Origin of the sequence: Bacillus sp. ME78, assembly GCF_903970865.1 — a bacterium.
GTDB lineage: Bacteria > Bacillota > Bacilli > Bacillales > Bacillaceae_G > Bacillus_A > Bacillus_A cereus.
This window is the reverse complement of sequence record NZ_CAJCKK010000021.1, coordinates 37,053-61,193: the sequence shown is the minus strand read 5'-3', so window position 1 is coordinate 61,193 and position 24,141 is coordinate 37,053. Positions and strand designations below refer to the sequence as shown.

Here is a 24,141-nt window from a genome sequence, read left to right as displayed (position 1 = left end):
ATTATATCGAAATAATTATGTAAAAATGACATAAAGAAATACGGACGAGAAGGTCATTCATGAACGTTTCTAGAATACACACAAATATATTGTTATTTATATGGAGGAGAGCAAGATGGAGATCAATGTTAGAGCAGTAGAAATACAAGATGCTAGAGCAATTCATCGTATATGTATACAGGATGACGTTTTACCGTATATGGTTTTCTTACCTAGCATGCGTGTAGAAGCTATGGAAAATAGAATTCGAAATTTAGCACCAAATCAATTTGAATTTGTTGCAGAATATGATGGAGAAATTGTTGGGTTTGTAGGTTTAACACAAAGTCCGGGACGAAGATCTCATTCAGGCGATTTATTCATTGGGGTTGATAGTGAATATCATAATAAAGGAATTGGGAAAGCACTTCTTACGAAGATGCTTGATTTGGCTGATAATTGGTTAATGTTAGAGAGAGTAGAACTAGGTGTGTTAGAAACGAATCTAAAAGCAAAAGCTTTATATGAAAAATTTGGATTTGTAGAAGAGGGAGTAAAGATAGGGAATTTGAAAGCTCACGGAAAGTTTATTAATGAAATTATGATGAGTCGTTTTAGACCGGATGGTTTAATTGTACATAATTAGTAGTTAAAAGCATGACAGTATACTGTCATGCTTTTTTATTAGAATTTGGCTGCAATAAAAATAATACTAAACCAATAAAAATAACGGTAATTCCTAGTCCTTGTTGTAAAGAAATGGTCTCATGTAATATAAAGTACGCTAGTATACAAGTGCCAATTGTTTCACCTAAAATACTCATTGAAATTACAGTAGCACTTATCCATTTTAATAACCAATTAAAAATGGTTTGTCCTAAAATTGTAGCAATGAAAGCTAATCCAATAAAGCACAACCAAGTTTGTGTAGAGTAATGGATGAAAGATTCTTGTTGCGTGAAAGCAAATATGCCAAGAAAGCCAGCACTACTTCCATAACTAATTACCGAATATGGTATAAGTGACAAATCTTTACGAACGTGTTGGCTAATGAAAAAATAAGCAGTAATGATACCGGCAGCGATAAGTGCTAAAATATCTCCATATAAAGCTTCTCCACTAATTTGGAAATCTTGCCAGCCAATGATGATACTACCTGAAATAGCGATGAGGCAACCAATAACTGCTCCTTTCGTAAATCTCTCCTTAAATAAAAAATAACCACCAATCATTGAGAACAAAGGTTGTAACGTTACGATAACTGTAGAGCTTGCTACAGAAGTATATTGTAATGATTCAAACCATAGTACATAATGTGCAGCTAAAAATAGCCCAGATACGAATCCAAGTGCCCATTGTTTTTTCGTTAAAGTTTTTAGCTCATTTCGACTATTTTTATTAAATAGTAATAACGGTAACAGAATTAGTGTGGCAAAGAATAATCGGTAAAAAGCAATGATTGTCGCAGGAGCATCTGCCAATTTTACAAAAATAGCTGAAGTTGATAAGGCGAATACACCAAAAAATAAGATGCAATATGAAAGAATAGGTGATTTCAAAGTTTGTCCCTCCGATAGAATGTTTATTATAATAAACTTAATACGATATAATGTACAAAGGTAAGTATATAAGTCCCGGAGATAATAGGGAAGGGTTATTTGCCTTTGTTTAGTATGTCAGCACAAAGACAACGAAACATGCATTATGATGGACGAAAGGAAGTTTTACTATGGTACATGATAGGCTTGGACAAACAGTATTAAGTTATCGTAAGAAAAATAATATGACAATTCGTGAATTCGCTGATTATGCAGGGATTAGTACGTCGTTAATTAGCCAAATTGAAAGAGGACATGCTAATCCTTCTTTAAATGTTTTGGAATTAATTGCAAAAGCATTAAATGTACCGCTGTTTACACTTTTTATTAACGATATTGATACAGATTCGCTCATTTCTAAGAAAAAAGATCGAAAAAAAGTATATCGGGAAAACAATGATCACATTGTATATGATGTATTAACACCTGATTTTATGAAAGCACGTATTGAAATGCTAATGATGGATTTAAATAAACAAGCAAACACAACAGAAAGCCATTATTCCCATGAAGATAAGGAAGAGATTGCTGTTATTATGAAAGGGGAAGTGTATGTGGAATTGGAGGGAAAAGAATATTTTTTAGAAGAAGGCGATGTTGTACGTATTCCACCGAATGTGAAGCATCGATTTTTGAATAAAAGTGATGAATCGAATCACATTTTATTTGTCCTGACACCATCTTTAGGATGAAAATATAGTGATTTTTATTAGGGGAGTAAGAAAATGGGAAAAAGTATTTTAAAAGGCGGTCTTTCAATTATTTCTCAATGTAAAAAAGAAACAAATGATATTTGGCATGCACATTTTGGAGCAGCTGCAATTGCTAGTTATTTTTTTATGAAAGATAATAATATTGATGAAGAAGCAGCTCGTAATATGTATTCGCAAACAAGGATGATGCTGAACAAGAAAAAAATTGGTGAGATGATTGATGATAAAAAAGAAATAGATTTTAAAATTGCGGAAAATATGATTATAAAATCTTTAGAACAAACGATTGATGAGCTTCATTGGGTGGGGCATAACGTCATTTATGCGTCATTAAGTTTATTAGCTATGAAAGATCTACAAAAATGGGGTGATAATCAAGCAATTGAAGGGATTACTACTCTTATTTTATCATTTCGAAAAACAATTCCAGGTAGATCGTGGATTGGTTATACGACGAAAGAAGTAAAACAATTAAGTTTTGAAGAGGAGATACAAAGTGAATTGAGTAATCCAACACAAGTATCTCAGTTCATTTTAAATGAGTTATCGAAATTTAATAGTATTTATCGAGCGGAATCACATCATGATTTAATTGGGCATTTGCTTACATACTCCCACGCAATTAATATAATGTACGATTTAGGACATATAGATATATTTCAACGAGGGATACGTCCGCTGTTAAAACTAGTGTACGTACTAAGAGCTAGCCAAAAGCTCAAGCTGAATACGGAAATAACTTTACACTCACCTATAGATCGATTACCTTTAATTCAATCTAAACGTGCAAATATTTTACCAACTGAAAATATATTTTGGATAAAAGACTATAGTGAATTCGATTGGGATTTTGGTCATGTATTTAAATTCTCATATAGTTATTTTAATCATATACAGAGAGCTCCAAATTATAAAGATATCACATTAGAAAAATTCCGTTATGTTATTAATTCTTAATGAACGTTAATGATCTGTAAAAGGATGTTTAATCTAGTTTCTTTTTTTGTTAGTAGTATATTATTTTTTCAAATATGTAAGATTTTACATGCGTATTTTACTTTTACTAATTATGTAAGTAGGCTATACTGAAATACATACATTTTATTTTTGGAGAGATGTAAAACGACATGGAACTAGCGAAATTGGAAAAAGTAATTGAAATAAAAAAAGAAGAACTTTTATATTTAGTATCGGATTATGGAATTCAACATGAAAAAGTATTGGCATTGAGTCAAGAACTAGACAAATTAATCAATTACTTTATGTTTTTAAAATAAAGAGAACTATGACGGGGTTTGTAAATGTTATAGTTCTTTTTTATTAGGTAATTTGAAAATATATTAAAATATATTGTCTAATTTCTTACAGAATGCGCAACTTGCTAGTCGAATATAAGGACTTTTGGTTATAATAAAAAGGAATTATTAATTGTATCGGTTAGGAGCGCAGCACATATGAAAACAGTTGTTGTTATCGGTGGAGGTATAACGGGACTTTCTACTATGTTTTATTTAGAAAAATTAAAAAAGGATTATAATATCGATTTAAATTTAATTCTTATTGAGAAAGAAGAGTATTTAGGTGGTAAAATCCATAGTGTGGAAGAAAAGGATTTCATTATGGAGTCAGGGGCGGATTCAATCGTTGCTCGTAATGAACACGTTATGCCACTTGTAAAAGATTTAAATTTAGAAAATGAAATGGTATATAATGAAACGGGTATTTCTTACATATATTCTGAAAACATGTTACATCCAATTCCTTCTGATACTATATTTGGGATACCGATGAGTGCCCGGTCTTTGTTTAGCAGTACGCTAGTCTCAACGAAGGGGAAAATCGTAGCTTTAAAAGATTTCATAACGAAAAATAAAGAGTTTACGAAAGATACATCACTTGCTCTATTTTTAGAAAGCTTTTTAGGGAAAGAGTTAGTGGAAAGACAAATTGCTCCTGTGCTTTCAGGCGTATATTCTGGTAAATTGAATGAGCTTACAATGGCATCTACATTACCGTATTTACTGGATTATAAAAATAAGTATGGAAGTATTATTAAAGGTTTTGAAGAGAATAAAAAACAATTTCAATCAGCAGGAAATAAAAAATTCGTTTCATTTAAGGGTGGACTATCTACGATAATTAATGGCTTAGAAGAAGTGCTGACTGAAACTGTCGTAAAAAAAGGTGCTATAACGATGGCTGTAAGTAAACAAGAAGATCGATATGAGATTTCTTTTGCAAATCATGAAACAATACAAGCAGATTATGTTGTTTTAGCAGCTCCACATGATATAGCGCAAACTTTATTACAGTCTAATGAGTTAAATGAGCAGTTTAATACATTTAAAAACTCATCTCTTATTAGTATTTATTTAGGATTTGACATACTAGATGAACAACTACCAGCTGACGGTACGGGGTTTATTGTAACGGAAAACAGTGATTTACATTGTGATGCTTGTACATGGACAAGTCGAAAGTGGAAACATACATCGGGTAAACAAAAATTATTAGTTAGAATGTTTTATAAGAGTACCAATCCGGTATATGAAACAATCAAGGATTACAATGAAGAAGAATTAGTACGAGTAGCTTTATATGATATTGAAAAGAGTCTCGGAATTAAAGGTGAACCAGAAGTAGTTGAAGTTACAAATTGGAAAGATTTAATGCCGAAATATCATTTAGAACATAATCAAGCGGTTCAAGCATTGCAAGAAAAAATGACAAATCTTTATCCAAATGTATATTTAGCTGGTGCCTCATATTACGGTGTTGGAATTGGTGCGTGTATTGGAAATGGAAAGAATATTGCCAATGAAATAATGGCTACATTAAATAAATAATACTGTAGAATAAATAAAAACTGTTCCTTCAGCAAAATGAAGGAACAGTTTTTATTTATTTTATTTGAATGGAAATTTTATTGTTTTTTACATTGTTTTCTTTTATTGTTAATGTTATTTCTCCAGATTCTTTAAATGAATACGGTGATAGTTGATAAATATCTTTTATATCATGTTTTTCTTGTAATTTACTTATCGGTATTAATACGATATTTGGCTTCCATGTTTCTTGTTTTCCTGAAGGATATTCTATAAGTATTACCGGATTTTTTAACTGCATTTTTTTCCAAGAGACGAAATATAGTTGAACTTCAGTATCTTTTTTTAATAATTCTTCGGAGAAATAACCGAATTCGCCTACATTACCGAAAACAGTGTAGTTTTGATTTTTTAATTTAATATCTAAATAACTAGGTTGATATGTTACTGCATGATAAGTTCCATATGAAAGTGAGAGTATGGCAGCGATTAAAATACCGATTGAAAATGTCTTAAAGCTATTGCCTTTAAAGTTAGTCATCATGAAAGAGTTTGGTGTGAATTTTTTTGCGAATAAAAAAATAAGTAATATGAGTAAGAGGGATAAGCCGATGAATATATACATAGGAAATTTACACCTCCACAATAAAATAATATATTAACTATATTTTACCATAAATGTATGGGGTAGGGTGGTTGTTTGGAAGGAGAAAATGAAGAAACAATTTTTTTTACAGTTCTTGATAATTTGAAATTCGATTTATGGAAATTATAGCGTAATGTTTGAGTAGTAATCAGAAGGTATCCAATTCGTGTATATAGAATAAAGAGGGAATGCGTCATTAGAAATGTTTGATTTATGGAACAATAAGGACTTTAGTAATTATAAATATTTTTTCTGATATAATGAATGAGTAGAGAGAAAGGAGTGATCCTATGGCATTTCCTATATTAGAAACAGAACGCTTACGTTTAGTTGAAATAGAACAATCTTATTGTCAAAAAATATATGAAATCTTTTCATTGGATGAAGTAACGTGTTATTACGGTATGAATTCTTTTACGGAGTTTGGACAAGCTTCACGTATGATCGAATCTTTTTCGAAAAATTACTTTGAGAAAAAGGCAATACGATGGGGAATTGTGTTAAAAGAAACGAACGTTTTAATAGGAACAATTGGACTAAACAATTTACAATTATGGAGTAAACGATCTGAGATTGGATATGACCTGCATCCTCGTTATTGGGGAAATGGTTATGCGTCAGAAGCGTCTCGAGAAATTATTGATTATGGGTTTAAAGATTTGGGTTTGTTTAGAATTGGAGCTATTACATATCCTGAAAATGTTACTTCTTGTAGAATGTTATCTAAAATCGGCTTTCAAAAGGAAGGTCTATTGCGCGGATATATTCATCAAGGAAATAAGCAACACGATGCATTATTGTATTCTATAGTGCGAACTGATATTGAAGACATAAATTTATAATAAAAAAAACCTCTTAATTAAAAGAGGTTTTTTTTATTATAAATTAACCTAATTTAGGTAATAAACGTTCTCCGCTTTTCATGCTACTTTTACATAAAGGGCATTTAGGCTCTTCTTCAAATGAAAAGTTCTTTCTCATCCATCCTAAACAATCCTCTGATTCACATTCCCAAACAGGGGTTTGTTCTGGTGGTACTTCTGCTACATCGTTCTTTCGATTGCGATACATGTAACCACTCCTTTTATGTAAAAAATTTTAGTTATATATTAAAAAGGTTGTTAACCTTGCTGGTAACAACCTTTTTATTGTTTGAATTATAGCTTTACAACGTTTTTAGCTTGAGGTCCGCGGTTACCTTCTTCAACTTCGAAGCTAACTTCTTGACCTTCGTCAAGAGACTTGAAGCCGTCGCCAGTGATAGCTGAGAAGTGAACGAATACGTCGTTACCGTCTGCAACTTCGATGAAACCGAAACCTTTTTCGCTGTTAAACCATTTTACTTTACCTGTTAATGTCATGGTAATGCCTCCTAAAAGTAGAAAAATTACAATATGATCGGCCTTATTTGAATGAAAATAAAAGTTCACATATTATCAAAAACCCATAAGGAGTACAAAATGTCCCTGATTGATACTTGATAATATGCAAAGAAAATATAGTGTTAAATTGACCTTAATTACTATCTTACAACAAATGGTGGGAAATAGCAAGTGCTGGTAATACCACTGAGTAATCTGGGTGATAATAGTAAAGGCACAAAGGCACCTCTTTTATTTATATATTATTCCTAATTTGGATTTATGCAAAATCATGTAAGAAAAACTTAGAGTAAATATTAATATCGCATTTTTTGTGGTAAAATATGGTTGTTAGCTGTTAGTAGTTAAATATTATAAAAGGAGAAAAGAAAGTGAAAAATAATTCATTTATAATAATTGAAGCAGCAAAAGCAGGGAGAAAAAAGGTGCATCCAGTCTTTGCTGTAATATTAGCCATTATATTTTTGACTTTAGGCGAACTTTTTATGTTATTTATGTTATTTTTACCAAAAGCTGAAACGATATTCATGAAAGGTATTTATGACAATGTTAGAATGGTGTTAACGTTTGGCGGAGCTATATTTATTTTATTTATATGGGTTCGTTTTGTAGAAAAAAGACCTTTTTCATCCATTGGCTTTTGGAAAGAGAAATGGATGAGAAAGTATTTAAAAGGTGCGTTAATAGGGTTTGTATTTATTTCAACGCCAGTTATTCTACTATTATTAATGGGGAGTGTGAAATTGCAAGTACAACATATTACCTCAACAGTAATAGTAGGAATAGTAGGATCTCTAGTTGCATTTTTAATACAAGGGGCAACGGAAGAAATTATTGTACGAGGTTGGTTATTCCCGGTTCTTTCTGTTAGAAGTCGTATATGGGTTGGAATAATTGTAACTTCATTTTTATTTGGATTTCTTCATCTACTTAATCCGGGAATTACAATATTATCTATATCGAATATAATATTAGTGGGTGTTTTCGCAGCTTTATACGTATTGAAAGAAGATGGTCTGTGGGGAATATGTGCATGGCACTCAATTTGGAACTGGGCTCAATATAATGTATATGGCTTTGCAGTTAGTGGCACAACTGTATATTCTACTCCAATTTTTAAGTCTATAACAAATGGACCAGAAACATTGCATGGAGGCACGTTCGGAATTGAAGGTAGTATCATTACAACAATCATGCTCACTATCGCTTCAATTGTTTTATGGAGAAAGTTATGGGGAAGAAAAGCGAAACAACGAAATTTTAGTTAATGAAAGAGGGGGAAACTATGGGGATAATAGCATTTGAGGGAGCAAGCGCTGTTGGTAAAAGTACCACGTGCCGTGAATTAGAAAAGAATTATGGTGCTTATATAATACCTGAAGTGAATTCTTTATTTGAAAGGCCAAAAAATGAACATAGAACATGGTATTTTGAAAAACAAGTTGAGCGCTGGAATATAGCTGTTCAGAAGTCAGAGCAATATGAATTAGTAATACTCGATGGGGATATATATCAACCACTTAGTTATAATTGGTGCTTTCATTTTGATATATTTAATCAGCCATTATCTTTAATAGAAAATTTTTATAAAGAAAAGATGGTAAATAGGGAAATTGGTTTTCCGGATCAATATTTTTATTTATATACGAACGATGAAGAACTTAGAAAGCGGAAAGTATCTGATGAAACGAAAAGAAGGAGAAACTTTGAAAAACATTTACATATATCAAAATCGTTTCAGCGTTATTATGAAAATTTAAATACTGTTACAGATGGGTATTGTAAATTAATTGAGGCGAAAAGTGTAAGAAATAATGAATTAGAAATAGTGAGAAACTCAAAAAATTTGAACGTGTGTGAAGAAAGACGTTTTGATGTTTCGAGGTTAGATGCTATTACGAAATGGTTAAAAGAAAATCGTGCATAAAGTAAAAACAACGAGTGTTGTAGAACGCGCTCGTTGTTTTTTTGTTTCTTTATAAATATAAAGGAAAAATTTGTAGAATATTTTCGTTATTTAACAGAATATTCTTTCAATTTTAAAGAAAAAGAAATACAATATGAGGAAGTATATATAAATAATATGATAGGGGATGCGATATTTTGAATGAAGTAACAGTTTTTATATAAGAAATAATTAGGTAGTCAGAACAGAGATATTTGGGAGGAAACAAGCGAGATGAAAACATTTTTGAAAATAATAGGTGTTATAGCTGGTATGGCGGTAATCGGAGTAGGTTTAACATATGGTATTCTGCATTATTTAAATAATAGTAAACCAGCTGCGAAAAAGACATCACCAGCTGCTCCAGCAGTAGAAGTATTAGCTGATAGTAACGTAAAAGTAGAAGATGCAAAGCTTTTAGAAAATGGCAATTATTCATTGCCAAATAGTGGTTTTAATAAAAATTTTAAATGGACAGATGAGAACATACAGACAGCATTACATGAAATGGCACATCAAAAAGCGAAAGCTGATCAAAAGTGGGGCTATATTTTTATTACACAAGAGCGGATTGAAAGCTTAATTGATATTGTAAAGAGTAATGATCTTGTGCAGGGAAGTACATATGTAGAAATTTTAGAACGATGGAAACAAGGGAAATATGAAAAGGTTGATGCAGATCACAATAAGATTTGGAAATTACAAAGTGGGAATTTAGGAGAAGGAAAAGGAGTAATGTCGGAAGCTGAGCAAAAAGAATTAATTAATCAAGTGTTTATGAACAAAGGTACATATTCAGGTAGTAAATTAATTGCAGGTGGGGGACAGACTAATAAATAGTATACTAATTAATGAAAGAGAGTAATTGCTTATTAGGCAATTACTCTTTTTATATGTACGTCTTAATATTTTAGTCTCGTTCAAGTAAGGAAAGAAACGACTGTAACACCGGGGAAATCCATCTGGATTTATGATAGATTACATGACTTTGAATAACTGTTGGAGTTTCGATAGGCTGAAAACATAGTTGTTCTTTTTGACAACTTTCTTGTACAACGATATAAGGAAGAATTGAAATGCCTAACTCACACATAACGGATTGTTTAATGACTTCAACATTGGAAGTTTCAAATGTTTTATCTGGAATATTCCCGCTTTGACGTAAAAAACGATCTACCATTGGCCTATAGCCGCAGCTTTGTTCTGTAAAAATGAACTGGGTGTCCTGTAATAACTGGAATGGATTTGCATGTGCAGAGGAATAAGCTGGTAAAATCCATCCAAATGTTTCATTACTAAAAGTACGCGTAATAAAATCATTATGTTCTATACTTTCTCCAATTATGAAGACAACGTCTGTTTCTCCTTCACGTAATTTTTGTAATGCTTGTTCATTTGTGTTCGTTTCAAGTACGATATTTACTTTCGGATTTTTCTGTTTGTAAGTACGTAATAATTGTGGTAATCGGTATACCGCTAATGATTCATTAGATGTAATACTTAATGTACCTTCTAAATAATCTGTATTTTGGGGGATTTCTTGCGCTTTTTCATATATTGAAAGTAATTCTAATGCATAAGGATGAAATTGATGACCTGCTTTTGTAAGTAGCACTTTTTTCCCTAACCGATCGAAAAGAGGAATATGTAAATCGTTCTCTAAAGCTTTCATATGTGCTGTAACAGTAGATTGCGCATAACCTAGCGCGTGCGCAGCTTTAGAAAAATTACCATACTTCACAATGGCGCAAAATGTTTTAACATGTCTCATTTCCATAAGCGATCCCTCTTTTATTATCATGATTTGTGAATGATTATATCATGTATTTTAATTTTCCAAATGATTAAATTCTGTATAAAATGAAATTGTAGAAATATTCATTCAGGTGATATTGGAGGAGAAAAGATGATCAAAAAGGGCTATCATGTAGCTGTTGTTGGGGCTACAGGTGCGGTAGGGCAAAAAATTATTGAACTGTTAGAGAATGAAATGAAGTTTAATATAGTTGAAGTTACATTGCTTTCGTCAAAACGATCCGCTGGTAAGAAAGTAAGATTCAAAGGACGAGAGATAATTATACAAGAGGCAAAAACAACTAGCTTTGAAGGTGTAGATATTGCCTTTTTTAGCGCTGGGGGAGAAGTATCTAGACAATTTGTAACTCATGCAGTTTCTAGTGGTGCGATTGTAATTGATAACACAAGTGAGTACCGAATGGGGCAAGATGTACCGCTCGTTGTTCCGGAAGTGAATGCGCACACTTTAAAACAGCATAAAGGTATCATTGCAGTTCCAAATTGTTCAGCATTACAGATGGTAACAGCACTTCAGCCGATTCGAAAATCATTCGGTTTAGAAAGAATTATCGTTTCAACATATCAAGCTGTATCGGGTTCTGGCATTCATGCGATTCATGAATTACAAGAGCAGGCTAAGTCTATACTTGCAGGTGAAGAAGTGAAGAGTGATATATTACCGGTGAAAAAAGATAAAAAACATTATCCAATAGCATTTAATGTACTGCCTCAAGTAGATATATTTACAGACAATGATTTTACTTTTGAAGAAGTCAAAATGATTCAAGAAACGAAGAAAATATTAGAAGATGAAAACCTGAAAATGGCAGCTACTTGTGTACGTGTTCCAGTTGTATCGGGGCATTCAGAATCGGTTTATATAGAACTGGAAAAAGAAGCAAGCGTTGTGGAAATCAAGGAAATACTAATGGATGCACCAGGTGTTATTTTGCAGGATAACCCTAGTGAACAGCTGTATCCAATGCCATTATATGCAGAAGGGAAAATAGATACATTTGTCGGAAGAATACGTAAAGATCCTGATACGCCAAACGGATTCCACCTCTGGATTGTTTCCGATAACCTATTAAAAGGTGCGGCTTGGAATTCAGTTCAAATCGCAGAGACTTTAGTGGAAAAGGGGATACTTTAATATAGTTTAAAAAACTGGGGAATCGTTAATGATTCCCCAGTTTGTATTTCATAATTGTTTTCTTTATTTCGGCCAACTTTAATTAAAATTAGTCGTTATTGAATTTTTATAAATATCTACTTTATGTGCAGTGAAGCGTAAGGTTTTGGATTCTGCATGAATTGTAAGATTAATAATAATCGATAACGGCATTTCGACCGTTTTCACAATATCTTCTATAGCAATATACTCATTTTTTGCTTCCTTATAATAAACAACAGAACGAATTACGGCCTCGTCACCTTCAATATCAATTTCACACATCATAGGGAATTTTTCACCATTATGTAAGAATAATTCGCCTAGTACGATTGAACCGTTTAATTCTTCTGTAAAATTAGTAGTTGCCGCTGGTTTTACCCATGTTTCGTCATGTTCTTCGTTTTCCTCTTCATCTATTGCCCATTCCCAAATGGGGTTTTGTTTTAGGTCCTCAATAGTTAATTTATCAATTGGTTTGCAACTACTCATACATAAATTCTCCTTTTATTTTGATAAATAAGTTTTTTGATTTCATGAATTAGATGATTGCTTATAAGTGGGTTTAACAAAGTATTTTGCTCATTTGATATCCAAACTACTTTATTTTGAAATAAAGCTATTACAGCAATATTAACAAAACTTTAATTGTCTAGTAAATAATTATTAGTGGAGATATTAAAATGGGATGGTGTTAAAGAAAGATAGTAAAAAACATCAAGGATGAATGAAATCCATTTGGTACGATATGGATATATCCAATGTGAGGGGGAGTTTGATGTATCAAGTAAAGGGGTATTTTTCATCATTAAAAGGAAGTTATTATGAGATTGGAAAGCAACAAGGGGAATTCGTGAAACAAAATCCGTATCTCATCCCGCAATTTATACACGAAGAAAATGTAATATCTAATAACCATTGGACAGAATCGAGAAATATACTAAACAAACATTGTCCAGGCATAAATGAAGAAATTGAGGGGTTTTGTGAAGTGTTAAAAATTCCTTCAAAAAATATGATGTATTACTATCAAACACTATTGAAAGCAGGTTGTAGTCATTGTGCAGTATTACCTAAAAAGACCGATTTAGAGCACACATATGTATTAAGGAATTATGATTTGTCACCAGTAATAGATGATATGCGTTTTTGTTCAACTCATGTTAAAGGTGCGTATGCACATAGTGGCTTTTCTACTCAATATTTTGGCCGAACGGAAGGGATAAACGAGCATGGATTAGCTGTTACATTTTCAGCATGTGGTCAACCAGTAGGAAATATTGCAGGTTTAAGAAAGCCAATGGTGGGTGGTTTACAATGTTTTGCGGTAATTCGATTGTTGTTGGAGAAATGTAAAAATGTGCAGGAAGCTAAGTTACTAATAGAAGAAATCCCAATTGCTAGTAATATTAATTTAATAATAGCTGATCCTTTAAATGCAGCATATATTGAAATATTTGACGGTCATAAATCCACAATAACGATTGATGGTGAAAAACAAGCTTTTATTGTATCAACAAACCATGCAGTTAGTTCATCAATTCAGAAATTAAATAATAGGAAATTAGAACAATCAACAAAGAGATATCACCTTTTACATGAGCATTTAAATAGATGTGAACAAGTAAGCATAGAGTCTTTAAAAAAGTTAGTAGAAGAAGAATATCCTGCTGGACTTACTGTGCATAACTATGAAGAATGGTTTGGAACTTTACATTCTGTATTATTCGATTTACATGATCGTACAATGAAGATTTGTTTCGGATCACCACTTTTAAACGACTGGTATTCATTGAAAGTTGGAGGAAGTATGCCGTTTTCTGAGGTGAACGTGAACTTTAAAAATAAAACTTATACTGACTTTTGGAAGGAAGATAAGAATGAATTGATACCTAAAAGATAAATGGGATAAGATGGTGATGTAAAGAGTGCATTTATACTGGAGGGATTATCAATACTAAAAGTTATGTTACCATTTGTTCTTATCTTTTTTCTTGTCATTGCGATGTATATTGCTTATCAAAAGAGAAAAAAGTCTGGGATAAAAGGATTGAAAAGTGCGGTAACTTCTATTTGCTTCTTTTCACTTGCAATCTTAAATATGTTTGCATATTGGTTTCATTTTGGCGGTGCTTTTACTTGGTTATTTTCAATTGTATTATTGCTAGTTGGTGCATATTTTACTAAATATATTCCAATATCTAAAAAGGTACATTAAAGTTTATAAGAGTTAAATATAATGTTTACTTTGTTTTGAAAAGAGATTATTCTACTAAATTGTTGTGAAACGGTTTCATAGGATAATCTCTTTTGCTTAGTTTTGGAAAGAACGTACTGTGATTTTTAGTTGCTCAATAAATTCTCGAGTTGCAGCACACATATATTTATCTTTTCTATAAATTAGCCCTATTTCAATTATTGGAGTAGGGTTTTCTATTTTAATAGCTTGAATGTTTTTATTTTGTAAAAAGTCTATATATGGTTTGGGTAACACTGTAATTCCCATTCCTTTGGAAACCATTTGGATTAAAGATTCCATCGTACTAATTTCTAAAATTGGCCTTGGTTTAAAGTTTAACTTTTGACAATGAGATGTAATTAGTTCGGTTAAAAAGAAATTTTTAGGTAAAAGAATTAAAGGGTAGTTCTGTAATTCAGCAATAGATACATGATTACGTTCAGCTAATCGATGACCAGTGGGCACGACCAATGTAAGATCGCTTTTGTATAGAGGGATGGAGATAATCTCTTTATCTTGCACCGGGAGAAATGTAATTCCAATATCTAGTTCGTTTTGTAATAATTTTTCACGAATATCTCCTGTACGAAGCCCTAATACAGAAAGCTCTATATTAGGATATAAATTATTAAAATTTAAAATAGCTGTTGGTAGTAAATAATTTACGACGGTTAACAAAGCCCCTATTGTTAAGGAACCTTGCTGTAATCCGTTTAGGTCTTGAATAGCTGAACGAGCTTGTTCGACTTCATGAAAAATGGTTTTACTATGTGATAATAAAATCTTCCCTGCTTCAGTTAATGATATTTTTTTACCAATTCGATCGAAAAGTGGCATTCCTACTTCATGCTCTAATGCACGTATTTGTTGACTTAGTGAAGGCTGTGAAATATTTAATTTTTCAGCTGCTTTTGTGAAATGTAATTCTTTTGAAACAGCTAAAAAGTATTCAAGTTGTCGTAATTCGATTGGAATCACCTCAAGTATAATGATAGGTTATACCTATCATTATTATATAAATAATTGAATTGAACAATGATTTTAGAGGTTTTATAATCATCTTTATGTAACAGAGAGGGTTGTAAAAATTAATCGAGAGAAAATACATGTAACACCTGTAAAGGAGGAAATAGAATGGCTAATGAATATCAATTATTATCTTTAAATATAGGATTACCAAAAGAGGTTATATACGGCGGAAAAGTAATTCATACAGGCATAAATAAGAAACAAGTAAAGGAACCGGTATATTTATCCTTTGTAAGATTTAATGGAGATGGACAGGCGGACTTAGTTCATCATGGAGGAGTAGATAAAGCAGTTTGTGTTTATACTGGTGATCACTATCCATACTGGGAAAAAGAATTGAATCAAGATCTTGTATATGGGGCTTTCGGAGAAAATATAACAGTTAGTGGTATGCGCGAAGAGGATGTTTGTATTGGTGATACGTTTGAGCTCGGAGAGGCAATCGTACAGGTAACACAACCAAGGCAACCTTGTTTTAAATTAGCAAAAAAATATAATATTCCAAAGTTACCACTATATTTTCAAGAAACAGGATATACAGGATTTTATTTTCGTGTATTAAAAGAAGGATGGGTATCATCAGTCGATACATTAAAAAGTCTACAGTCTGATCCGAAAGGTGTTTCAATAGCGTTTGCTAATCGTATCATGCATAAGGAAAAACAAAATATTGAAGGGGTAAAAAGAATATTAGAAGTAAATGCACTTTCAAGTAGTTGGAGAAAGTCTTTTGAAAAGCGTATAAGTGGAGAAGAAATTAATACGAAGGAAAGACTTGAAGGGATAAAAGAATAAAAATATTTTATTATAAATAGTGTATTTCTATTAGTAAAAGCTAATTAGAAAGCGCTATTTTTATATAATAAACTAATTAATATCCAGAAATCTTAATATTGTTTTATTCGACTTATTTTCAAATAGTCAAAACATAAAATTAATTAGACTTTTTTTTTATGTTTTATGATAGTATATTGATTGGTAAGACCTCTATTTTTAAGAGTAGGTCATATAAGTATATCTAATTTAATGGAATTTAACATTTGGAGGTACAACATGGGGAATGTTGAAAAATTGGCAAGTCTTCTAATAGAAGAACCGAAAAGAGAGCAGTTATTTCCTTTATTTGAAGAAGTGTTTGGAATTAAAACTCAAACATTGAATGATTTTTCGGATAAAGGATATTGGGATGATACATATAAAGCTTTATCGTTTTTACAAGAAGATAAAGTGATTGCAAATGTTGCGGCATTTTCACTCCCATTATTAATTAATGGTGAAAAAATAAATGCGGCGGGTATTCAATCAGTAATGACACACCCTAATTTCCGTAGACAAGGGTTAATGACACAATTAATGGGTAAAATGATAGAAGAAATCGATAAGAAATGTGAATGTGCATTATTGTTTACGGAAAACCCTGAACTATATACAGCATTTGGATTTAAAGTTGTGCAGGAATATTTGATGACTATACCATATGATAAAAATATTAATAATAACGATTCACTACTTAAAAAGTTAGATTACTATAATATAGAGAATAGACAGTTAATACATGAAACTATTGATAGTAGCCAAAGACTTTCAAATAGTTTTTCAACTTTAAACTTCCATCCTTCATTTTATATGAATATGTATGATTCGGAATGGAATGAGAAATTGTATTATTCAGAGAAACTAGATGCTCTAATCGTTTATGAAGTAGAAAATGAAAAGTTGAAATTATTTGGAGTATTTGCGCCAGTACTTCCGGTTTTAGATGAATTATGTGGAGAAATCAATGAAAGGTTTACGGAAATCGAATTTTATTTTTCTCCGGATCAATTAGGGGTTGAGGATGTACAGTTTACAGAAGTACAGTCTAGCAAGTATTTAATGGTTCGAAGTGATAAAGAGTTAGATTTTAAAGGTTATAAATTCCCAGTATTAGCGGAGTTTTAAATGTCTATATAAATGCTTTATTATGGAGGAGCTATGAATATATCGTATATACCAGAACGTATTGAGCAACTCACTATAATGAATGTACCTGAATATTATAAGATTAATGATAATCATGCGTTTATTGTCCGTTCGAAAGCAGAAACCGATTTTTGGCTTAAAACACATTATGGTTTTGAAGTAATGAATGGTCATGTATTTTATAATGAGATGATGACAGACTTTCAAGCTGAAGTTCAGTTACGTATGAATCCAAATTCAAAATTCGATCAAGCAGGTCTTTTTGTTATGATTTCGGAGAACTGTTGGTTAAAAACATCTTTAGAATATATCCCTGAAGGGCCATCTCACTTAGGTGCTGTCGTAACGAATAATGGATATTCTGACTGGTCAACGCAAGATTATCCAACTGAAGCAGCTAAGCAACAACTGCGTTTTCGAATTATTCGAAAACGCGGTGATTATACAATATATGTGAAAAAGAGCCATCAATGGGAACAAATAAGAATCGCTCATTTAATGGAGGATATAGGGAATGAGCCTATTAAAATAGGTTTTTACACGTGTAGTCCTTCTAAAAATAAGGGATTTGAGACTGAGTTTTTAAATTTTACAATTGAAGAAATATAGATTAAAAACCGTATTCTTTTCATTAAGAATGCGGTTTTTGTATTTACATAATATAAAGCACATTTATTGACCAGAAAGTCATTAATACTTATCATTTAATAATGTTAAATATTAATTTACATAATATAATAGAAGTAATGAAGAAATTACAAAAAATATCGCTTAAATAAGGAGGGATATGAATTATTCAGTGGTAATTTCATGGGAAAAGGAGATTATGTATGAAATCATTTCGTAAGTTATTACAGTATTTAAAACCATACATGTTCTTCGCTATTATTGGGCCGCTATTTATGGTACTTGAGGTTGCGATGGACTTAATTCAACCGACTATTATGCAACATATCATTGATGTTGGGATTGCAAATCGGGATTTAAATTATGTAATAAAAATGGGGCTTCTTATGATAGGAGCAGCAGCACTCGGTTTAGTTGGAGGGCTTGGGTGTATGATGTATTCTACAAAAGCAGCTGTTAATTTCGCTACAGACATACGAAAAGATGTGTTTGCGAAAATAGAAACATTTTCTAGTAATAATCGGGACTCATTTGGAACAGGTAAATTATTAACAATCGTGACAAATGATATCACTTCCATTCAATCGGCAATGACGATGACATTACGTGTTCTCGTTCGTGGTCCACTGTTATTTATCGGAAGTATAATTATTGTTTTTGTAACAGCGCGAGAGTTATTTCCAATATTACTTGTAGTTGTTCCGATTTTATTACTTGCGATTATTTTAATTGCAAGTAAAGCAAGTGGTACATTTAAAAAGGTGCAAGAGGCATTAGACAAAGTGAATACAAAGCTACAAGAAAATTTATCTGGTGTGCGTGTTATAAAAGCGTATGTAAGACAAAAATACGAAATCGCTCAATTTGGAAATGTAAATACAAATTTAACGAAGATAAATATTCGAGCTGTGCAACTTATTTCTTTAATGATGCCAATCATTATGCTAGTTGTAAGTGGCGGGATTGTCGCAACATTATGGATTGGTGGAGAAAAAGTATTTGATGGAACGCTTCAAGTAGGAGCGATTTTGGCATTTATTAATTACTTGAATATCATTTTAATGTCGCTTATGTCGATTAGCATGGTATTTATTCAAATTGCGCGAGCTTTTCCATCTGCGGATCGTGTACAGCAAGTGTTAAATACCGAGGTTGATATTATAAGCGAAGCGAATGCGATCGAACCTGAGAAAATTGAAGGAAATATCGAATTTAAAAATGTTAGTTATAGCTATACGAAAAATAATGAATACGTTTTAAAAGATATTTCGCTTAGCATTCAAAAAGGTGAAAAAGTAGGAATTATTGGATCAACTGGAAGTGGTAAATCTACCTTAGCGAAACTGTTACCACGTCTATATGATGTGGATCATGGTGAAATATGTATAGATGGAATAGATGTTAAAAAATATGATTTGCAAAAACTCCGTGCTTCAATAGGGTTTGTACCTCAGAAGGCGTTGTTGTTCTCAGGCAGTATAGAAGAAAATTTACGTTATGGTAAAGAAGATGCAACACATGACGAGCTGGAAGTAGCAGCTGCATCAGCTTGTGCGACTGAGTTTATCAATAAGCTGGAAGAATCTTATCAATATAATTTAACACAAGGCGCGACAAATCTATCAGGTGGACAAAAACAACGTGTATCAATTGCAAGGGCACTTGTGAGAAAGCCACCAATTCTCATATTAGATGATTCTACATCAGCAGTTGATGCAAAATCAGAGTCTACTATTCAAATAGCTTTAAAAACAAAATATAAAGGCACAACAACTTTATTAATTGCGTCCAAAATTTCTTCCATAATGGATGCGGATAAAATACTTGTATTAGATAATGGTGAATTAGTTGGCAATGGTACACATGAACAATTGTTAGAACAAAGTGAGGTTTATCAGGAAATTTATCTTTCCCAAGGTGGTAATTTGGATAAAGAAGGTGGGGAAGAACATGCGTAATTTTCAAGGGCAATTTGCTAATAAAGGTGGACGAAACACCCCAAAGATGGGAAAAGCTAAAAATGCTCAAGGAACTGTAATGCGGGTATGGAACTATATGGGCTATCAAAAAGCTGCTCTTATGTTTGTTATATTTCTAGTCGTTGTTACTACATTACTTGGATTATTAGGTCCCTATTTTATGGGAGTTATTATAGATCAATATATTGTACCGAAAGATTTAAGTGGTACAGCAAGAATGTGTATGTTACTTATCGCGATTTATGGTGTAACTGTACTTTTAACATGGTTACAAACGTTTGTCATGATTAACGTTGCATTAAAAACAATTCAAAAAATACGACAAGATATTTTTGAGAAAATCCAAACGCTTTCTTTACGGTTCTTTGATGTGCGTTCTCAAGGTGATTTAATGAGCCGTGTGACAAATGATATAGATAATTTGAATCAAGCTTTGACACAAAGTGTTGTACAAATCATTTCATCAGCGTTAACTTTTATAGGTGTAACGATTGCAATGTTCGCCTTAAATTGGATTTTAGCAATTGTAACTTTAATTACAGTACCTATTATGTTTTACGTTACAAAAAAACTAGTTGCATATAGTGGTAAAAACTTTGCAAAGCGTCAAAAAGATTTAGGTGAATTAAATGGATTTATTGAGGAAGCAATTACAGGTGCGGATGTTACAACGTTGTACGGAAAAGAAAAAGAAACTGTACAAAATTTCAATAAAATTAATGAACAGCTAAGAGTTTCAGCTACGAAGGCTGATACATTTTCAGCTTTTATTTTTCCAAGTATGAACTTTATTAATAACTTAGGTATGGGGCTTGTCATTGGGACTGGATCAGTTATGGTTTTAAACGGAATGACAACAGTAGGAGTTATTGCGGCTTTTATTAATTATTCTCGTCAATTCTCAAGACCGCTAAGTCAATTTGCGACTTTAATGAATACAATTCAAGCGGCAGTTGCTGGTGGAGAACGTGTTTTTGAAATTATGGATGAGGTACCAGAAATTCAAAATAAAAAAGACGCATTCGTTGTACAAAATTTACAAGGGCATGTTGCACTTGAGAATGTTTCATTTGGCTACGCAGAAAATAAAACGATTTTAAAAGAAGTGAGTCTTAAAGCGCAGCCAGGAGAGACAATTGCTTTAGTTGGTCCGACTGGATCAGGGAAAACAACAATCATTAATTTGTTAACTCGCTTTTACGATATACAGCAAGGACAAATTCATATTGATGGAAAAGATATAAAAGATTATGATATTAATTCTTTACGAAGTAAAATAGGAGTAGTTTTACAGGATACGTATTTATTTGCTGGTTCGATTATGGATAATATCCGTTATGGACGCTTAGATGCTACTGATGAAGAAGTTATCACTGCAGCTAAGGCAGCATCTGCACATTCTTTTATTAAGCATTTGCCAAATCAATATGAAACAGAAATTGCTTCAGAAGGATCGAATTTAAGTCAAGGACAAAAACAACTTCTAGCGATTGCACGAGCAATTTTAGCAGATGCAGATATATTAATTCTCGATGAAGCGACATCAAATATTGATACAAGAACAGAATTACAAATACAAGCAGGACTAAATAATTTAATGAGAGGTCGCACAAGTTTTGTGATCGCTCATCGACTTAAAACAATTGAAAAAGCAGATCAAATTCTTGTTATAAAAGATGGAAATATTTTAGAAAGAGGGAATCATGAATCTCTCATGGAAGATAGAGGGTTTTATTTTGATTTGTATACGAGTCAGTTTAAAATATAGTAAAAGCATTGATATGTTGCGGTTTCTCTTGAGAGGAGAAACCGCATTTTTTATATTTACAAATATTACTATCCAAATGGTCTTTCACTACATATTTTAACAGCATCCACCTGCATTCCAGGCAAAACATGTGAATAGCGATTTAATGTTATGAACATATCTTTATAACTGAAGTGTTCACTTACAGTCTTTGGATGTATACCTTGTTTCAAAAGTAGCGTAGCAAGTGTATAATAACGTAAATCATAAAATCGAACTTTAAAAATCGGAGTTTAAATAAAGAGAGCGCTGTTAAAAGCGCTCTGAGACAAACCATACATTTAGAGAGGAATCAAGATAATATATGGATATTGTGTGAGAATGTTGTAGGTTTTAATTAAAAATAAAGCACACATATAAGTGTGCTTTTATGAACGCTTTAGATTTGTATGACTATATAGTCATACAATAAAATATGCTTGTTTAATATAAATGTGTGTCAAATCTATAAAAAGATATTGTGTATAAGGAACAATAAATGTTAATTAGCTAAGTCTTTTGTTTTTATCCTGCTATTTGCCGGACAGTAAGACCCCCACCTTAAAATTCAGCGGAAGCAAAGAAGTTAGGTGGGGGCTGGACTGCCCATAAAAGCCCGATTGGTGAGGGCTGATTAAAGTTTCACTTTATTAACGAATTTGCACAACTGTTAACGCTGCAGAACGAATATCTACTGTACCTATTACTTCAACGGGGACAATTTGAATTAAATCACCAGGGTTTAAGTTAATTAGAATAACCCCACTTGATACATCGACTTCGCCAGTTCCGATAATATTAGAACGGACTGCGGATCCGGATCCTGCAATAATATTAGTCGATGAATTTAATGTCAAGAAAAAGCGAGCTGCTTCCGGGGCTAATGGAACGTTATCAAGGCTAATCGTTAATGTATAGCTAATTTGATAAATACCAGCTACCTGAATTTTAATACCAGTTCCAGTACTAATTGTATCATTAATTACAGGGACAGTAATGTTAGGATTTGGGCCTGTACTAGGTAATAGTAGTGGTGTAAATAATGTTGCAAATTGAGGTGAAGTAGCATTGAAGGCAAAACCTAGGGCAGGTAGTGAACTAGGTGCTTGTGCTTCACAATTAAAATTAGCGAATTTACGAATGGATGAGCGCATATTTTCACTCCTTTCTTGTATTTAGATTTCGTGAGTATTAACTTCACATTTTGGACAAGCATAATACAATATATGAAAATTTATAGTAGATAGTGCACAAGCATTACTATTACGGATAAAGCTATGAATAATAATAAATACTATATGGAAAAAGCAGTTAGCTAATTTAACTAACTGCTTAGTCGGTTCTCCAAGAGCAAATAGGCGAAAAATTATTGCGCTATATAAAAGATCGCTATAGATAAGTGCTCTTTTTGAGAGTGAGTATAAAATTCTATCATTCTATCTAGTATGTGCACTGTATTATGTAGTTGCTACTAAAATTGATGTGAATTTTTAAAATTAGAGGTTTCTTTCAATGAAACCTCTAAAAAGACAACTAAATTTACGTTATAGTAAATTCAATTGCGATAGGAGTGCCTCCATCTAGGACTGCTCCTCCTACAATAGTAGCAGCTGTAGTAGTCACACCAGTAATAGTATCACCTGTTTGAATAACACCATTAATATAAAGTGTTAAAAAGGCATAAGAAGCAGGGAATGTTGTTACAGCACCAGTGTCATCAGTGAAGTCTGTGTTAGCAAAAGTTAAATCTGCACCAGCAGCAGTTCCTGTTGCGGCTGTACTTACAAATCGTCTTCCGGCTATAAAAGGTTTAACGATAGGCATTTATATTCACCCCTTTTTGAGAATTAACTTAGACAAGTTTTTTGAAAGTTTTGTCCTGTATCGTATATTATGCTGTGCTTCTACTAAGAGATACGGCTTGTATACTAGTAAATAAGTATAATTATTATGCGTTTTATAAGTTAGGTTCTTATAAGTAATTAAGTGGTTAAGGTTGGATTTTGTATATGGTATGTTTATGTTAAAAAAGAGAGCTCTTTTAGAAAGAGCTCTTAATCAAATTATTATCTTAGTGTTGGAGGGAAACTGGCGGCCTCAGTGACAGATGGTAGAAATAATTTACGTGGTATTGTAATAAATTCAAGCGCAATTTGCTTTGGATAAAAAAGTATTTGAGTTAAATCTAGAGCATGTATTAATAGTATCATGAAGCTTGTAAGAATGATAAAACTACCCCAAAAGAAACTTTTTGAAGTGTTGCGGAAATCTTTTATTAAAGAAAAGAATGAAAAAAATGCGGTAACAATGAGAATAAAAAATTTATACTTATCAGCCATTGTGATCCTCCTAAAGAACAGTAATTTATATTATACCGTATTTTTCAATATTATTATAAAAAGATTTTAAAGTGAATAATAAGAAAAAAATAAAGCCATAACTTCAAACATTAGTTTAGGTTCT

Annotated in this window: 27 protein-coding genes; 17 read left to right on the top strand and 10 right to left on the bottom strand. The window is 32.1% G+C overall.

All coding sequences use genetic code 11. The annotated features are described in order from the left end of the window. The first annotated feature begins 115 nt into the window (after positions 1-115). The gene (locus H6481_RS20445) at positions 116-625 is read left to right on the top strand and encodes a GNAT family N-acetyltransferase (RefSeq protein WP_088020954.1); all 510 of its coding nucleotides are present in this window, start codon (positions 116-118) and stop codon (positions 623-625) included. 25 nt (positions 626-650) lie between these two features. Here the strand turns inward: H6481_RS20445 and H6481_RS20440 are convergent, their stop codons facing one another. Next, complete coding sequence (locus tag H6481_RS20440) at positions 651-1,538, bottom strand: DMT family transporter (RefSeq protein ID WP_088020955.1); 888 nt, start codon at positions 1,536-1,538, stop codon at positions 651-653. 170 nt (positions 1,539-1,708) lie between these two features. On the opposite strand from H6481_RS20440, the gene H6481_RS20435 reads away from it, so the two are divergent. The 4 genes from H6481_RS20435 (at position 1,709) to H6481_RS20420 (ending at position 5,136) form a co-directional block, all read left to right on the top strand. Next, on the top strand, positions 1,709-2,269 hold the full coding sequence (locus H6481_RS20435; RefSeq protein ID WP_053564531.1) for an XRE family transcriptional regulator: 561 nt from the start codon (positions 1,709-1,711) through the stop codon (positions 2,267-2,269). A gap of 33 nt (positions 2,270-2,302) precedes the next feature. After that, positions 2,303-3,247: a hypothetical protein gene (locus H6481_RS20430; protein ID WP_088020956.1), complete on the top strand. Its 945-nt coding sequence runs from the start codon at positions 2,303-2,305 to the stop codon at positions 3,245-3,247. Positions 3,248-3,417: 170 nt separating this feature from the next. Further along, on the top strand, positions 3,418-3,567 hold the full coding sequence (locus tag H6481_RS20425) for an aspartyl-phosphate phosphatase Spo0E family protein (protein WP_000417698.1): 150 nt from the start codon (positions 3,418-3,420) through the stop codon (positions 3,565-3,567). Positions 3,568-3,744: 177 nt separating this feature from the next. After that, positions 3,745-5,136 carry a protoporphyrinogen oxidase gene (locus H6481_RS20420; protein WP_182812984.1) on the top strand — a complete coding sequence of 464 codons (1,392 nt, stop codon included), beginning with the start codon at positions 3,745-3,747 and terminating at the stop codon, positions 5,134-5,136. A 55-nt stretch (positions 5,137-5,191) separates the two neighbouring features. On the opposite strand, the gene H6481_RS20415 is transcribed toward H6481_RS20420, so the two are convergent. After that, complete coding sequence (locus H6481_RS20415) at positions 5,192-5,740, bottom strand: hypothetical protein (RefSeq protein WP_000275232.1); 549 nt, start codon at positions 5,738-5,740, stop codon at positions 5,192-5,194. 311 nt (positions 5,741-6,051) lie between these two features. Between H6481_RS20415 and H6481_RS20410 the strand changes: the two genes are divergently transcribed. After that, positions 6,052-6,603, top strand: coding sequence for a GNAT family N-acetyltransferase (locus tag H6481_RS20410; protein ID WP_000885400.1), 552 nt, complete (start codon positions 6,052-6,054; stop codon positions 6,601-6,603). 43 nt (positions 6,604-6,646) lie between these two features. Here the strand turns inward: H6481_RS20410 and H6481_RS20405 are convergent, their stop codons facing one another. Together H6481_RS20405 and cspD are read right to left on the bottom strand one after the other, a co-directional pair. Further along, positions 6,647-6,832 (bottom strand): cold-shock protein, encoded by a 186-nt coding sequence (locus H6481_RS20405; protein ID WP_000286203.1) that lies wholly within the window; start codon positions 6,830-6,832, stop codon positions 6,647-6,649. Between the two features lie 86 nt (positions 6,833-6,918). Continuing rightward, complete coding sequence (cspD, locus tag H6481_RS20400; protein ID WP_000176366.1) at positions 6,919-7,122, bottom strand: cold-shock protein CspD; 204 nt, start codon at positions 7,120-7,122, stop codon at positions 6,919-6,921. Between the two features lie 392 nt (positions 7,123-7,514). On the opposite strand from cspD, the gene H6481_RS20395 reads away from it, so the two are divergent. From H6481_RS20395 to H6481_RS20385, 3 genes are all read left to right on the top strand, one after another. After that, on the top strand, positions 7,515-8,411 hold the full coding sequence (locus H6481_RS20395; RefSeq protein ID WP_000794822.1) for a type II CAAX endopeptidase family protein: 897 nt from the start codon (positions 7,515-7,517) through the stop codon (positions 8,409-8,411). Then, a complete protein-coding gene (locus H6481_RS20390) occupies positions 8,411-9,070 on the top strand; it encodes an AAA family ATPase (protein WP_140157193.1) in 660 nt (219 codons plus the stop codon). Before H6481_RS20395 ends, H6481_RS20390 begins: the two co-directional genes overlap by 1 nt. 252 nt (positions 9,071-9,322) lie before the next feature. Further along, the gene (locus H6481_RS20385; protein ID WP_098033849.1) at positions 9,323-9,928 is read left to right on the top strand and encodes a PRK06770 family protein; all 606 of its coding nucleotides are present in this window, start codon (positions 9,323-9,325) and stop codon (positions 9,926-9,928) included. Positions 9,929-9,998: 70 nt separating this feature from the next. On the opposite strand, the gene H6481_RS20380 is transcribed toward H6481_RS20385, so the two are convergent. Then, positions 9,999-10,865: a LysR family transcriptional regulator gene (locus H6481_RS20380; RefSeq protein WP_098033848.1), complete on the bottom strand. Its 867-nt coding sequence runs from the start codon at positions 10,863-10,865 to the stop codon at positions 9,999-10,001. Between the two features lie 129 nt (positions 10,866-10,994). On the opposite strand from H6481_RS20380, the gene H6481_RS20375 reads away from it, so the two are divergent. Next, positions 10,995-12,038 (top strand): aspartate-semialdehyde dehydrogenase, encoded by a 1,044-nt coding sequence (locus tag H6481_RS20375; protein ID WP_182812982.1) that lies wholly within the window; start codon positions 10,995-10,997, stop codon positions 12,036-12,038. A 78-nt stretch (positions 12,039-12,116) separates the two neighbouring features. On the opposite strand, the gene H6481_RS20370 is transcribed toward H6481_RS20375, so the two are convergent. Further along, positions 12,117-12,548 (bottom strand): hypothetical protein, encoded by a 432-nt coding sequence (locus H6481_RS20370; RefSeq protein WP_000093107.1) that lies wholly within the window; start codon positions 12,546-12,548, stop codon positions 12,117-12,119. 286 nt (positions 12,549-12,834) lie between these two features. Here H6481_RS20370 and H6481_RS20365 point away from each other — a divergent pair, with 286 nt between their 5' ends. Together H6481_RS20365 and H6481_RS20360 are read left to right on the top strand one after the other, a co-directional pair. Beyond that, positions 12,835-13,959, top strand: a complete 1,125-nt coding sequence (locus H6481_RS20365) for a C45 family peptidase (RefSeq protein WP_182812980.1) — start codon at positions 12,835-12,837, stop codon at positions 13,957-13,959. Positions 13,960-14,022: 63 nt separating this feature from the next. Further along, entirely contained in the window at positions 14,023-14,274 is a 252-nt protein-coding gene (locus tag H6481_RS20360; RefSeq protein WP_000936604.1) for a hypothetical protein, read from the top strand. Between the two features lie 96 nt (positions 14,275-14,370). On the opposite strand, the gene H6481_RS20355 is transcribed toward H6481_RS20360, so the two are convergent. Continuing rightward, entirely contained in the window at positions 14,371-15,273 is a 903-nt protein-coding gene (locus H6481_RS20355) for a LysR substrate-binding domain-containing protein (RefSeq protein WP_065483522.1), read from the bottom strand. A 156-nt stretch (positions 15,274-15,429) separates the two neighbouring features. Between H6481_RS20355 and H6481_RS20350 the strand changes: the two genes are divergently transcribed. The 5 genes from H6481_RS20350 to H6481_RS20330 all read left to right on the top strand — a co-directional run bounded on the left by H6481_RS20350 (position 15,430) and on the right by H6481_RS20330 (position 21,660). After that, positions 15,430-16,119 carry an MOSC domain-containing protein gene (locus H6481_RS20350; RefSeq protein ID WP_097987769.1) on the top strand — a complete coding sequence of 230 codons (690 nt, stop codon included), beginning with the start codon at positions 15,430-15,432 and terminating at the stop codon, positions 16,117-16,119. 258 nt (positions 16,120-16,377) lie between these two features. Beyond that, positions 16,378-17,265 (top strand): GNAT family N-acetyltransferase, encoded by an 888-nt coding sequence (locus H6481_RS20345; RefSeq protein WP_098356012.1) that lies wholly within the window; start codon positions 16,378-16,380, stop codon positions 17,263-17,265. A gap of 33 nt (positions 17,266-17,298) precedes the next feature. Continuing rightward, positions 17,299-17,895, top strand: a complete 597-nt coding sequence (locus H6481_RS20340) for a DUF1349 domain-containing protein (RefSeq protein ID WP_016109944.1) — start codon at positions 17,299-17,301, stop codon at positions 17,893-17,895. A gap of 221 nt (positions 17,896-18,116) precedes the next feature. Further along, entirely contained in the window at positions 18,117-19,871 is a 1,755-nt protein-coding gene (locus tag H6481_RS20335) for an ABC transporter ATP-binding protein (protein WP_182812978.1), read from the top strand. Further along, on the top strand, positions 19,864-21,660 hold the full coding sequence (locus tag H6481_RS20330; RefSeq protein ID WP_016081661.1) for an ABC transporter ATP-binding protein: 1,797 nt from the start codon (positions 19,864-19,866) through the stop codon (positions 21,658-21,660). Before H6481_RS20335 ends, H6481_RS20330 begins: the two co-directional genes overlap by 8 nt. A gap of 668 nt (positions 21,661-22,328) precedes the next feature. On the opposite strand, the gene exsF is transcribed toward H6481_RS20330, so the two are convergent. The 3 genes from exsF to H6481_RS20315 all read right to left on the bottom strand — a co-directional run bounded on the left by exsF (position 22,329) and on the right by H6481_RS20315 (position 24,017). After that, positions 22,329-22,832 (bottom strand): exosporium protein ExsF, encoded by a 504-nt coding sequence (gene exsF / locus H6481_RS20325; RefSeq protein ID WP_001257871.1) that lies wholly within the window; start codon positions 22,830-22,832, stop codon positions 22,329-22,331. A 385-nt stretch (positions 22,833-23,217) separates the two neighbouring features. Continuing rightward, the gene (locus H6481_RS20320; RefSeq protein ID WP_001123247.1) at positions 23,218-23,502 is read right to left on the bottom strand and encodes a DUF4183 domain-containing protein; all 285 of its coding nucleotides are present in this window, start codon (positions 23,500-23,502) and stop codon (positions 23,218-23,220) included. Positions 23,503-23,744: 242 nt separating this feature from the next. Then, complete coding sequence (locus H6481_RS20315; RefSeq protein ID WP_000774115.1) at positions 23,745-24,017, bottom strand: hypothetical protein; 273 nt, start codon at positions 24,015-24,017, stop codon at positions 23,745-23,747. Positions 24,018-24,141 lie beyond the last annotated feature (124 nt).